The organism is Curtobacterium sp. CFBP9011, assembly GCF_034045095.1.
Taxonomy (GTDB): domain Bacteria; phylum Actinomycetota; class Actinomycetes; order Actinomycetales; family Microbacteriaceae; genus Curtobacterium.
This window is the reverse complement of sequence record NZ_JAXCWN010000002.1, coordinates 1-12,122: the sequence shown is the minus strand read 5'-3', so window position 1 is coordinate 12,122 and position 12,122 is coordinate 1. Positions and strand designations below refer to the sequence as shown.

General features: G+C 70.7%; 14 protein-coding genes, 3 tRNA genes and 1 pseudogene. 2 read left to right on the top strand and 16 right to left on the bottom strand.

All coding sequences use genetic code 11. From position 1 onward, the window contains the following. Window positions 1–85: 85 nt before the first annotated feature. The gene (locus tag SOM35_RS04350; RefSeq protein WP_320514525.1) at window positions 86–1,153 is read left to right on the top strand and encodes an FUSC family protein; all 1,068 of its coding nucleotides are present in this window, start codon (window positions 86–88) and stop codon (window positions 1,151–1,153) included. 40 nt (window positions 1,154–1,193) lie between these two features. Beyond that, window positions 1,194–1,616 (top strand): GNAT family N-acetyltransferase, encoded by a 423-nt coding sequence (locus SOM35_RS04345; protein WP_320514524.1) that lies wholly within the window; start codon window positions 1,194–1,196, stop codon window positions 1,614–1,616. A gap of 68 nt (window positions 1,617–1,684) precedes the next feature. On the opposite strand, the gene SOM35_RS04340 is transcribed toward SOM35_RS04345, so the two are convergent. From SOM35_RS04340 to gltX, 16 genes and pseudogenes are all read right to left on the bottom strand, one after another. Continuing rightward, window positions 1,685–2,287, bottom strand: coding sequence for a histidine phosphatase family protein (locus tag SOM35_RS04340; protein ID WP_290156969.1), 603 nt, complete (start codon window positions 2,285–2,287; stop codon window positions 1,685–1,687). Beyond that, a complete protein-coding gene (crcB, locus tag SOM35_RS04335) occupies window positions 2,284–2,658 on the bottom strand; it encodes a fluoride efflux transporter CrcB (protein ID WP_111075611.1) in 375 nt (124 codons plus the stop codon). Before crcB ends, SOM35_RS04340 begins: the two co-directional genes overlap by 4 nt. Beyond that, complete coding sequence (locus SOM35_RS04330) at window positions 2,655–3,098, bottom strand: fluoride efflux transporter FluC (RefSeq protein ID WP_320514523.1); 444 nt, start codon at window positions 3,096–3,098, stop codon at window positions 2,655–2,657. Before SOM35_RS04330 ends, crcB begins: the two co-directional genes overlap by 4 nt. Before the next feature lie 100 nt (window positions 3,099–3,198). Beyond that, a tRNA-Glu gene (locus SOM35_RS04325) sits at window positions 3,199–3,274 on the bottom strand. A gap of 33 nt (window positions 3,275–3,307) precedes the next feature. After that, window positions 3,308–3,383: transfer RNA gene (locus SOM35_RS04320), tRNA-Glu, on the bottom strand. Between the two features lie 104 nt (window positions 3,384–3,487). Beyond that, complete coding sequence (locus SOM35_RS04315) at window positions 3,488–4,120, bottom strand: MBL fold metallo-hydrolase (RefSeq protein ID WP_320514522.1); 633 nt, start codon at window positions 4,118–4,120, stop codon at window positions 3,488–3,490. Window positions 4,121–4,156: 36 nt separating this feature from the next. Further along, the gene (locus tag SOM35_RS04310; protein WP_475395203.1) at window positions 4,157–5,062 is read right to left on the bottom strand and encodes a LacI family DNA-binding transcriptional regulator; all 906 of its coding nucleotides are present in this window, start codon (window positions 5,060–5,062) and stop codon (window positions 4,157–4,159) included. After that, window positions 5,036–5,167: pseudogene (locus tag SOM35_RS17435) on the bottom strand (helix-turn-helix domain-containing protein); the annotation flags it as partial. The gene SOM35_RS04310 and the pseudogene SOM35_RS17435, both read right to left, overlap by 27 nt. Before the next feature lie 18 nt (window positions 5,168–5,185). Then, entirely contained in the window at window positions 5,186–5,449 is a 264-nt protein-coding gene (locus SOM35_RS04305) for a hypothetical protein (protein WP_320514520.1), read from the bottom strand. A 2-nt stretch (window positions 5,450–5,451) separates the two neighbouring features. Beyond that, on the bottom strand, window positions 5,452–6,288 hold the full coding sequence (locus SOM35_RS04300; protein WP_253467925.1) for a carbohydrate ABC transporter permease: 837 nt from the start codon (window positions 6,286–6,288) through the stop codon (window positions 5,452–5,454). 62 nt (window positions 6,289–6,350) lie between these two features. After that, entirely contained in the window at window positions 6,351–7,373 is a 1,023-nt protein-coding gene (locus SOM35_RS04295) for a carbohydrate ABC transporter permease (protein ID WP_414648550.1), read from the bottom strand. 107 nt (window positions 7,374–7,480) lie between these two features. Further along, the gene (locus SOM35_RS04290) at window positions 7,481–8,767 is read right to left on the bottom strand and encodes an ABC transporter substrate-binding protein (RefSeq protein ID WP_414648549.1); all 1,287 of its coding nucleotides are present in this window, start codon (window positions 8,765–8,767) and stop codon (window positions 7,481–7,483) included. 196 nt (window positions 8,768–8,963) lie between these two features. Next, window positions 8,964–9,254, bottom strand: a complete 291-nt coding sequence (locus tag SOM35_RS04285) for a zinc ribbon domain-containing protein (RefSeq protein WP_111075619.1) — start codon at window positions 9,252–9,254, stop codon at window positions 8,964–8,966. A gap of 167 nt (window positions 9,255–9,421) precedes the next feature. After that, window positions 9,422–9,493 (bottom strand) — tRNA-Gln (locus tag SOM35_RS04280). Between the two features lie 43 nt (window positions 9,494–9,536). Beyond that, window positions 9,537–10,460, bottom strand: a complete 924-nt coding sequence (locus tag SOM35_RS04275; protein WP_308118870.1) for an NAD(P)/FAD-dependent oxidoreductase — start codon at window positions 10,458–10,460, stop codon at window positions 9,537–9,539. Between the two features lie 5 nt (window positions 10,461–10,465). Further along, on the bottom strand, window positions 10,466–11,953 hold the full coding sequence (gene gltX, locus SOM35_RS04270; protein WP_320514519.1) for a glutamate--tRNA ligase: 1,488 nt from the start codon (window positions 11,951–11,953) through the stop codon (window positions 10,466–10,468). Window positions 11,954–12,122 lie beyond the last annotated feature (169 nt).

Here is a 12,122-nt window from a genome sequence, read left to right as displayed (position 1 = left end):
AGCTTGGTATACCAATCGCGGGACGACAGCCGGGAGGCCCGCCACGAGTCGACGACACCCGTCGCGGTGAGAGGATGGCCAGGACATGACGACCGCTCCGCACTCGACCCGCACGACCAACCTCGAGGGCGCAGCGCGCGCCGCGATCGCGGGCGGTGTCCCGCTCGCGCTGCTCGTTGGACTCGGGATGCCGCAGTACGCCGCCTTCGCGCTGTTCGCCGGCTTCACCGCGATCTTCGGCGCGACCGAGCCGTACCGGCAGCGTGCCGTGACCACCGGGGTCGCCGGGTCGCTGCAGGTCGCGTGCATGGCCGCGGGCATCGCGGTGTCGCTGCTCGGGTCGCCGCTGTGGCTGCAGGGCGCCGGCCTCGTCGTGGTGCTGGTCGTCGCGGTCGCCACGCTCAGCGCCCTCCGGACGATCCCCGCCCAACCGATCTTCCCGGTGTTCGCGTTCGTCGTCTCGGCCCTCGTGCCGGTGCACACCGGCGACCTGCCGCTCGTCGCCGCGATCATCCTCGGCTCGGTCGCCTGGGCGTGGCTCGTCGCGATGTCCGGCGCGGGCTTCCGCCGGGTCCTGCACCCGCACGCACCGCACCGGTTCCGTCCGCTCGCGGCCCGGAAGCACCGGTCGCTGGCGGTCCTCCGGACCTCGGCACTCTGGGAGACCATCGGCCTCAACGTCGTCGGCGCGCTCGCGGCCGGGACGGTCGCCGAGTCCCTGCCGGGTCTCGGTCACCCGTACTGGGCCGTGATCGCCGTCGTGTCGACGCTGCCGGCGCTCCGGCAGCGACACACGGTCTCGCGCGCCGTCCAGCGCGTCGTCGGCACCGTCGGCGGGACGGTCGTCGCGGTCGGGATCCTGCTGCTCGAACCCTCGGCGTGGTGGATCGTCGTCATCGCCGTCGTCGGGCAGTTCATGGCCGAGGTCTTCGTCGCGCGGAACTACGCCGTCTGCCTGCTGTTCCTCACGCCGCTGGCCCTGGCGGTGTCGTGGCTGAGCCTGCCGGAGGCCCCGGGGCTCCTGGCGCTCGACCGGATCGTGCAGACGCTGCTCGGCGCGGTCGTCAGCGTCGCGCTCCTGGCGGTCGGACGCGTCGTCGAACGGCGCCGTGGTCGGGCACTGGGGGCGACCAGCAGCATCCGCACGGTCTGACCACACCGCCCCCGACGCCGGCATCGGGCAGGCTGGGGACATGGACACCGCCGACTACACGCTGCTGCCGACCGCCCCGCCGCTCCAGGACTACCTGCGGCTCCGGCGTGACTCCGGGCTGACCCCGGTGACGGCCGAGCAGGGTGCGCCGGCGATCGCGGGTGCCTGGTCGGCCTGCCACGTCGTCGACGCCGACGGCACACCGGTCGCGATGGGCCGCGTGATCGGCGACGGCGGCTGGTACTTCCACGTCGTCGACGTCGCCACCGACCCGGCACACCAGCGGCAGGGGCTCGGCCGAGCGGTGGTCGAGTGGCTGGTGGCGGACATCCGCGACCGGGCTCCCGCGGGGCCCTACGTGTCGCTCATCGGGGACCCGCCGGGGCAGCGCCTGTACCGCTCGCTCGGGTTCGAGGACGTCACCCCGAGCCTCGGCATGGGGATCGTGCTCAGCGCCGACTGACCGCGGACGCCGGGCCGGACGGCGGCGGGCGGCGGGGATCGTCACCGCCGCCCGTGCCGTTCGTCACCTCAGGACGGGGTGATGTTCCAGGCGTCGATGACCGGTCGGCCGTGCTCGTACCCGAGCGTGCTGACCGTCGCCGTGCCGAGCTTGAGCACCGCGCCGTCCTGCGGCGCGAGACGGATCCAGGCGGCGCCGAGGGCACGGAGCACGTGGCCGTGCGCGACGAAGATCGCGTCCTGGCCCTCGGCGAGGACCGGGCGCGCGCGGTTGATGACCCGCTCGACCCGGACCCGGACCTCGGCGGCGTTCTCGCCGGGCGTGTCACCGGCGGGGACGCCGTCGGTCCAGAGGTCCCACGGGCCGTGCCGCTGGACCTTGATCTGCGGCGTCGTCAGGCCTTCGTACGCGCCGTAGTCCCACTCGTACAGGTCTTCGTCGAGCTCCGGGTCGACGCCGATGATGCGGGCGGTCTCGCGGGCCCGGGCGAGGGGGCTCGACAGGGCGAGCGCGAAGTCGCGGTCCGCCAGGTACCGGGCGGCCCGTTCGGCCTGCGCGACGCCGTTCTCCGTCAACGGGATGTCGGTGCGGCCGGTGTGCTGCCCGCTCTTCGACCACTCCGTCTCTCCGTGGCGGACGAGGACGAGTTCGCCGGGGCGTTCCGAGGTCATGTGTTCCTTCCGAGCTGGAGGCCGAGCGCAGCAGCGCCGACCGAGACGACGAGCATCCCGAGGCCGTTCAGGACGGCGAGCCGGGTCTTGCCGGATCGGAGGAGCTGCACGGTCTCGACGCTCGCCGTCGAGAACGTCGTGTACCCACCCATCATGCCCGTCCCGAGCACGGCGACCATCGGGGCGGCGAGTGTGCCGGCCTCCCCCAGGCCCGTGACGAACCCGAGGACGAGTGATCCGGAGACGTTGATCAGCAGCGTGCCGAGGGGGAACCGGGTCACCCGCGCCTTGACGACGCCGTCCAGCACGAACCGCAGCGCGGCCCCGACCCCGCCGCCGACGGCGACGACCACCAGCACGAGGGCGGTCACCGCGCTGCCCGCTTCGTCAGCGCACCGGCGACCGCGAGTCCGGCGACCACGGCGACCAGCCCGAGCACGACCGACAGCAGTGCGTACCCGCCACCGGCAGCCCACCGACCACCGTCGAGCAGCCGTGCGGTGTCGTCGGCCAGGGTGCTGTACGTCGTGAACCCGCCGAGCACGCCGGTCCCGACGAACAGCCGGAGCGACCGACGTCGGCCGACGTCCGGACCCCGACGCGCGAGGGTGTCGAGCAGCAGGCCGAGGCAGAACGCGCCGACGACGTTGATCGCGAGGATGCTCCAGCTGATCCCGTCGACGGCCGGGAACGCCTGGGCGAGGAGCGCCCGGACGGCGGTGCCGACCGCGCCGCCGAGCGCCACGAGGGCGATCATCGACCACCGGGTGTGTGGCGGTCCGTCCTGCGGTGGTGCTCCGGTCGAGTCCATACCGACATCCTCCTGCACCCGTTCGCCCGGGAACGACGAAGTCCCCCGCCCGGGAACGACGAAGTCCCCCGCCCGGAACCCGGACGAGGGACTGCATGCGTGGTGACCCCAGCGGGATTCGAACCCGCGTTACCGCCGTGAGAGGGCAGCGTACTAGGCCGCTATACGATGGGGCCGCGGCGATGTGTCGGTTCGGAGTGTGTCACTCGTGGTGACCCCAGCGGGATTCGAACCCGCGTTACCGCCGTGAGAGGGCGGCGTACTAGGCCACTGTACGATGGGGCCGTTCCGACAACTCGACAAGTATTGCACAGGGTGTGATCGAGCGCCAAAACGGCCGTGCCCACGCCGGTGTGTCGCCGGTCTCAGCGGCGTCTCCCTGCCGGTCCTCAGACCGTGAGCGACTCCCCCGGCCGGAGCACGACGACCTGACCGGCGGGCTCGACGACCTGCCGGATCCGATCGGTGTGCCCGGCGAACCCGATGTCGGAGAGGGTGGCCTCGTGGATCGGGAACGCCCGGCGTGGGGCGACGGCGGCCAGGTGGTCCATCAGTTCGCCGATCTTGAGCCACGGAGCCCCGACCGGCGTCGCGAACACCTCGACGGGGACGCCCGGGTCGATGTAGGCGTCGCCCGGGTGGAACAGCGTGCCGTTGACGAGCACCCCGGTGTTGTCGACGACCGGCACCGACGAGTGGATGAGCTGGTGCCGTGTGCCGTGGAAGGTCAGGGTGAAGGCACCCACGGTCCGGGTGTCCCCGTCCGTCACGACGTCGACTGCGACGGACCCGGCGAGCGCCGACGCGACCCCGGCCGGTCCGAACACGGGGATGCCGGGGTTCCGCTGCAGGATCCGCGTGAGCTGCTCCGCCGTGCCGTGGTCCGGGTGCTCGTGCGTGACGACGACGGCGACGACGCCACCCGTGTCGATCGGCCGGGTGTAGGCACCGGGGTCGATGACCAGGCGGTCGCCGTCCTGCTCGACGACGAGACAGGCGTGCTCGAGTTTCGTGACCAGCATGCTGGTGACGCTACGCCCGACGCCGCCAGAGGGCCCTCACCGGCACGGCGGCGCGGTCGACCCGCGCACCACCAGCCGCGCGGCGGACGGCGCGAGCGGCGCCGGGGACGCACCCTGGGCCTCCAGGACGACGGCCCGTGCGGCCACGCGACCCTGCGCCTCCGGGTCCTGCGCGACGGTCGTCAGACCGAGGACCTCGCCGTACTCGTGCCCGTCGACGCCGGTGACGGAGACGTCCCGCGGCACGTCGAGCCCGAGCCGGTGCGCGGCGACCACGACGCCGAGTGCCATCTCGTCCGAGGCGCAGACGACCGCGGTCGGTCGCTCCGACGCCGGCACGTCGAGCAGGGCGGTACCGGCGGCCACGCCACCGGCGAACGAGAACCGGCCGTCGGCGTACCACGCGGGGCGGACCGGCGCTCCGGCGCGCTCCATGGCCGCGGTGAACCCGTCGCGCCGGCGGTACGGCACGGCCACGCTGAACCCGGCTTCGTCCTGCCCGCCGACGTAGGCGACCTCGCGGTGTCCGAGGCCGGTGAGGTGCGTGACCGCCAGGGCCGCGACCTCGTGGTCGTCGACACCGACGTTCCGCAGGTCGTGGGCCGGTCCCCCTATCACGACGGTCGGCAGCTCGCTCACCTGCAGCTCGCGTCGCTCGGTCTCGTCGAGGACCAGCGACAGCAGCACCAGCGCGTCGACCCGCTGGCGCAGCATCGTGCGGCGGAAGGCCCGGTGCCGGTCGCCGCCGGGGCCACCGAGGTTGTAGAGGACCAGGTCGTAGCCGGCGGCCCGGAGCTCCGCGTCGACCCCGCCCAGGGCCTTCGTGGTGAACCAGCGGTCGATCACCGGCACGACGACCCCGACCGCGTGCTGGCGGCCGGTGGCCAGACCGGCCGCCGCCGAACTCGGGACGTACCCGAGTTCGTCGGCGACCCGACGCACCTGGTCGATGGTCGTGCCCGCCACGGTCGGCAGGCCGCGGAGCGCCCGCGAGACGGTCGCCTTCGACAGCCCCGTCGCGTGCGCGATCTCCTGGATCCCCACGTGCTTCTGCCGGGAGGCCCGTCAGCGGCCGGACACGCGCGTCGCGGCCGGCCCGTGGTCGGCCTGGGCAGCGTCCGCGGTCCGCCGGAGCACCCGGCGTCGCCACCGGTCCAGGAGGACGATCGCCACGACGGCGCCGAGGAGGGTGAGGGCCCACCCGAGCGCCGGTCGCCCGGTCAGCTCGCAGAACACCGTGACGCCGAAGAACAGCAGCCCGAAGCACCCGACGAAACCGATGGCCTCCTCGATCCGCGACGTCGGCCGGAGGGGCGCGCGCTGGGCCATCGTCAGCCCTTCACACCGCCGGCGGTGAGGCCGGCCACGATGCGTCGCTGGAACACGAGCACCAGGATGACGAGCGGGATCGTGACGATCGTGCCCGCCGCCATCACCGCGGTGTACGGCTCCTGGTGCGGCTGCGACCCGGCGAAGGACGCGATGGCGACCGTCACCGGCTGGGTGGCGTCACTCGAGAGCTGGGAGGAGATGAGGTACTCGTTCCAGGACGAGATGAACGCCAGGATCGCGGTCGTGAACACGGCCGGGGCAGCGAGCGGCAGGATGATCCGACGGAACGCCTGCACCCGGGTGCACCCGTCGATGCGCGCCGCTTCCTCGAGGTCCCACGGCATCTCGCGGAAGAACGACGCGAGCGTGTAGACCGTCAGCGGCAGCACGAACGAGATGCTCGGCAGGATCAGCGCCTGGTAGGTGCCCATCCAGCCGATGTCCGTGAACAGCTGGAACAGCGGCGAGATGAGCGCGACGCCCGGGAACATCGACGCAGCGAGGATCGCACCGGCGATGAGGGACTTGCCGCGGAACTCCAGCCGGGCCAGTGCGTAGGCCGCGGTCGTGCCGACGAGCAGGGCGATGATCGTCACCACGGCCCCGATGAACACGCTGTTGAGCAGTGCCCGCCCGAGGTGGTTGCCGAGGGCCGTCGAGAACGCGGTCGCGTAGTTGTCGAGCGTGACGTGCGTGAAGAACGGCGTCGGGTCGAACGTGTACCCGACGTCACGGAACGACGTGACGATCATCCAGTAGAAGGGCAGGAGGCACCACAGGGCGATGACCCCGGCCTGGATGCCGGTGCGGAGCTTCGGCCCGACGTGGCGCTTCACGCGGACGTCGCTGCGCGCGCCAGCACGTTCGGCGGGGATGTGGAGACGGTCTGCTGCGAGGGTCACTTGAGTTCGCCCTTCTGCTGTGCCGCCTGGGTCTGCACGACGTTCGCGCCGAGGAACCGGACGAAGACGAACGCGACGACGAAGACGACCACGAACGTGATGGTGGAGAGTGCCGAGGCGGAGTTGAAGCCCTGCCGGATCTGGTCGACGACCAGCACGGACAGCGAGACGGTCGCGTTGCCGGAACCACCACCGCCGCCGGTCATGATCGCGATGAGGTCGTAGATCCGGAGCGCGTCGAGCACGCGGAACAGGATGGCGACCATGAGCGCCGGCTTGACGAGCGGCAGCGTGATGTTGACGAAACGCTGCATCGTCGACGCGCCGTCCATCTTGCCGGCCTCGTACACCTCGTCGGGGATCAGCTGCAGCCCGGCCAGGATGAGCAGCGCCATGAACGGCGTGGTCTTCCAGGTGTCGGCGATGATGATGGCGAACCGCGAGGCCCACTCGTCCGAGAACCAGAGGACCTGGTGGCCGATGACGTGGTTGAGCACGCCGTTCGCGTCGAAGATGAAGTACCAGAGCTTCGCGGTGACGGCGGTCGGGATGGCCCACGGGATGAGGATCGCGGCGCGGACGAGGGCGCGGCCTTTGAAGTTGCGGTTCATGATGATGGCCATCCAGAGCCCGATGACGGTCTCGAGTGCCACGGTCACGACCGTGAAGAAGAACGTGTTGCCGAACGCCGTCCAGAACTGGGACCCGAGGTTGCCGGGCGGGCAAGCGGCGTTCCCGCACTGCTGGCCGAGCCAGTGCACGTAGTTCGTGACGCCGGCGAAGCCACCCGCGACGAACAGGCCGGTCGCCTTGTCGAGGCCCTGGTCGAGCTGGAACGACTGGATGACCGCGCTGACGACGGGGTAGCCGATGACGATCGCCAGGAGCACGATCGTCGGGCCGATCAGGTACACGGCCCACCGGCCGTGGTCCGCGTTGAGCCCGCCCTTGCGACGCTTCGGTGGCTCCGTCCCCTGGGGTTCGGGTATCGCTGCGGGGATCTCGGTTGCTGCTGACACGGACGGCCTCCTTGCCGGTGTCGGGAACGCACAGAGTGGAGTCGGGAGGGACGTGGTCGCGTGACCACGACCCTCCCGTCAGTGGGCGGCGTGCGCCGCCCGCGGTGTCAGTTGCCGCTGCCGTCGGTCGCCGACGTGAGCGCGGCCTGCATGTCCTGCATCGCCGAGTCGACGGACTTCGACCCCTTGAGTGCGGCGTAGGTGTTGTCCTGGATCGCCTTCGTCACGGCCGGGTAGAACGGCGTCACCGGACGCGGTTCGGCCGACTTGATCGACTCGAGGAGCGTCGGGAGGTACGGCAGCTTCGCCGTGAGCTCCTGGTCCGTGTACAGGTCGCCGATGACCGGGGCGAGCGAGCCCTGCGTCGCGAAGAACTTCTGCGTGTCGTTCGAGATGAGGAACTCGAGGAAGTCGTGCGCGGTGGCCTTGTGCTTCGAGTAGACGCTGATCGCGGCGTTGTGGCCGCCCAGGGTGGAGGCACCGACGCCGTCCGCACCTGGGATCGGGGCGATGCCGAAGGTGTCCTTCACCTTGCTGGAGCCGTCCGTCTTCGCGAGGCTGTACACGTACGGCCAGTTACGGAGGAACAGCAGCTTGCCGTCCTCGAACGCCTGGCGACCCTGCTCTTCCTGGTAGGTGATCGCCTCCTTCGGGATGTTGCCGTCCTGGAAGGCGTCGACGAGCTTCTGCAGCCCGGCCTTCGCGTCGGAGGTGTCCACGTCCGGCTTGCCGCTGCCGTTGAGGACCGCGCCGCCAGCGCCGTTGATCGCCTCGGAGGCGTTGACCGTCAGCCCCTCGTACTTGGCGAACTGTCCGGCGTAGCAGCCGATGCCGGCGTCCTTCGCGATCGAGCAGTCCTTCATCATCTCGTCCCACGTCGTCGGCGGGGTCTTCACGAGGTCCTTGCGGTAGTAGAGCAGCGCGCCGTCGGAGGTCTGCGGGGCCGCGTAGAGCGTGTCGTTGTACGTCGCGGTCTTCACCGTCGACGGCAGCAGCTTCGACGTGTCGATCTTCATGTCACCGGTCAGCGGGGTGAGCCAGCTCTTCGCGGCGAACTCCGCAGTCCACACCACGTCGACGTCCACCACGTCGTAGTTGTCGTCCTTGGCCTGGAAGTGCTGCACGAGGTCGTCGTGCTGCTGGTCGGCCTGGTCGGACTGCTCCTTGAAGGTGACCTTCTCATCCGGGTGGGCCTTGTTCCACTTGGCGATCAGCGGGCGGACGACGTTCGAGTTGTCCTTGCCCTGGACGTAGGTGATCGGTCCGCGGCTGTCCTGCCCGCTCTTCGCGTCGTTCGAGGCCGAGCTCCCGCTCGAGCAGCTCGCGAGCAACAGGCCGACGACCGCGATCCCTGCGATCGAGGCCACGCGGCCCTTCGCACGTGTGTTCTTCACAGCGTTGTCTCCTCATCGAGATCACCAGGAGCATCGCCGGACCGTGCCGGCGACGCTGCACTGGAGCAGGCGACGCTGCCTGCTGAGCGAGGACGCTACGCCCCGGACGGGGGTGGTGCAACCGGTTGCAGTCGCACCGTGACCGGAGCGTTACAGAGCTGTGCCGGGCGAGCTGCCGCGTCCGGTGTCCCGCGGCTCAGGCGCCGGTCGGCGGCAGGGTCTCCTGCGCCAGGTGCGCCTGCTGCGCCCGCTCGCTGTCGGCGATGAACCGCTCGGCGCCCTCGCGCGGCATGGCCGACTGGCCGCCGCAGTAGGCGCACTGCAGCACGTACCGACCGTGCCCGAACGGGAACACCGGCAGGAAGAACAGCGTGAACCACGTCCGCAGGCGGTGCAGGCGCTGCGCAGCGGTGGACCCGCAGAGGGTGCAGGCGAAGAAGAGCACCCCGACGAGGGCGTCACGGGTGCGGCTGCCGAAGATGATCATGGGTCCCCCTGGTCGTGTCGCCCGGACGGTGTCCGGGCGTGGCGGCGCGCTGTCCGCGCTCGTGCATCGACGATAGCCGGTCGGCAGACCCGCGCGCCGGAACGACGCCTTCGCCCGGGAACGACGAAAGCCCCCGGTTTCCCGGGGGCTTTCCGTGTGTCCACTTGCTGGGGTACCTGGACTCGAACCAAGAACGACGGTACCAGAAACCGCTGTGTTGCCAATTACACCATACCCCAAAGGCCCTGCGGCCCCGCGCCCCGTTGTCCGGGGCACGATCAACTACTGTACAGCATCCCGGAGGTCTTCGAGACCACCGACGAGGTCACGGTGCACAGCCGCGGCGGTCGAGGCGCCGTGACCCGCAGCGACGATGAGCTGCTCCGGTCCGGGCGGTGTGACGTCCCCGACTGCGTACAGCCCGGGCAGGTTCGAGCGACCGAGCCGGTCCACCCGCACGAAGCCCTGGGCGTCGCGGTCGAGGGCCGCGTCGACCCAGTCCAGGTCGGCGTGCCACTCGGGCCGCACGAAGGCACCGGACCGCGACACCACGTCCCCGTCGGCCAACCGGACGCCGGTCATGCCGGTGCGGTCGCCCTCCAGGTCCGCCAGGGGACGCTCGTCGACACGGATACCCGCAGCGTCGAGACGCGCACGCCCCGCGTCGGTCACCGGCGCGACGCCGTTCGTGAAGACGATGAGGTCGTCCGACCACGAGCCGACGAGCAACGCACGGTCGACGACGTCGTCGGTCTCGCCGATGAACGCCAGTGGCTGCCCCGCCTTGCCGTACCCGTCACACTCGACACAGCTGTGCACGTCCGTGCCGTAGAACGCCCGGAGCGACGGCAGCGCGGGGAACGACTCACGGAGGCCCGTGGCGATCACCACCGCCCGTGCGGTCGCCGACACCTCGGCGCCCCGCCACGTCCCGTGCACGTTCCACGCGCCGTCGGCCTGCCACACCCGGTCCACGACGGCCTGGGTCACCGTGGCCTCCGGGTAGCCGGCCACCTCGTCGCGCCCGAGCTTCCGCAGCTCCAGGGGTGAGATGCCGTCCCGTGTGATGAACCCGTGCGAGCGCAGGGTCGCGGCGTTCCGGGGTCGGTTCGCATCGAGCAGCAACACCGTGCGCTTCGCCCGCACCAGGTTGAGCGCAGCGCTGAGCCCGGCCGGACCGGCTCCGATGACGACGACGTCGACCACGGACGTCAGCGTGCCGCGAGGGAACGGAGCCGCGCGAGCGTGGACTGCTTGCCGAGGATCTCCATCGACTCGAACAGCGGCGGGCTGATCCGACGACCGGACACCGCGACACGCAGCGGACCGAACGCCACCCGGGGCTTCAGCTCGAGGCCGTCGATGAGCGCCGTCCGCAGGGCCTGCTCGATGGCGGCCGTGGACCAGTCGTCGAGCTGCTCGAGTGCGCCGATGCCGGCCTGGAGGACCGGGGCCGGGTCGCCCTTGAGCGAACCGAGGGCGTCGTCCTCGACCACCAGGTCGTCGTCCGCGGTGAACAGGAACCCGAGCATGCCCGGCGCCTCGCTGAGCAGCTGCATGCGCTCCTGGACGAGCGGCGCGGCCAGCTCGAGCACACGCTGCTGCTCCGCCGTCGCCGGGTCGTCGAGGAAGTCGGTCAGGTAGGGCGTGAGACGAGCACGGAAGTCGGCAGGGTCGAGCAGGCGGATGTGGTCACCGTTGATCGACTCGGCCTTCTTGTGGTCGAAGCGCGCCGGGTTCGGGTTCACGTCGGTGACCTCGAAGGCTGCGACCATCTCGTCGATCGAGAACACGTCGCGGTCGGCACCGATCGACCACCCGAGCAGGGCGAGGTAGTTGACCAGGCCCTCGGGGACCATGCCGTTCGCGCGGTGGTGGAAGAGGTTCGACTCCGGGTCGCGCTTCGAGAGCTTCTTGTTGCCCTCCCCCATCACGTACGGCAGGTGACCGAACTGCGGGATGAACTGCGCGAGGCCGATCTCGTACAGGGCCTCGTACAGCGCGATCTGACGCGGGGTCGACGACAGCAGGTCCTCGCCACGGAGGACGTGCGTGATCCCCATCAGAGCGTCATCGAGGGGGTTCGTGAACGTGTACAGCGGCTTGCCGTTCGGACGCACCACCACGAAGTCCGGGAACGAGCCCTGCGGGAAGGTGATCTCACCGCGGACGAGATCCTGGAAGCTGAGGTCACGGTCCGGCACGCGCAGGCGGAGCGCCGGCGCCCGACCCTGGTCGCGGAAGGCCTGACGCTCAGCGGCGGTGAGGTCACGCTCGTGGTTGTCGTAGCCCTGCTTCGGGTCGCGGCCGTTCGCGACGTTGCGGGCTTCCATCTCCTCCGGCGTGACGTACGACTCGTACACGTGGCCGGCCGCCGTGAGCTGCGCGATCGCGTCGGCGTAGACGTCGGCTCGCTCGGACTGTCGGTACGGGCCGTGCGGTCCCCCGACCTCGACCCCCTCGTCCCAGTCCAGCTTCAACCAGCGCAGTGCCTCGATGATCTGGGCGTACGACTCTTCGCTGTCACGGGCGGCATCGGTGTCCTCGATGCGGAAGACGAGCTTGCCGCCAGTGTGCCGGGCGTAGGCCCAGTTGAACAGGGCAGTGCGGACGAGGCCGACGTGCGGCGTTCCGGTGGGCGACGGGCAGAACCGGACGCGGACGTCGGAACCGGTGGCAGGGGAGAATGGCGCTGTCATGACGCCCTGATCCTACCGTGGCCGCCCGTTGCGCTGGCGGCCAGCGAGCGCCAGTCCTCCGGAGACGGCTCTGCCGGGGAATGCAGAAAAGCCCCTGACCGGTGGAGCGTGATGCTCCACCCGTCAGGGGCTTTCCATTGAAGAGAAGTCCGGCGGCGTCCTACTCTCC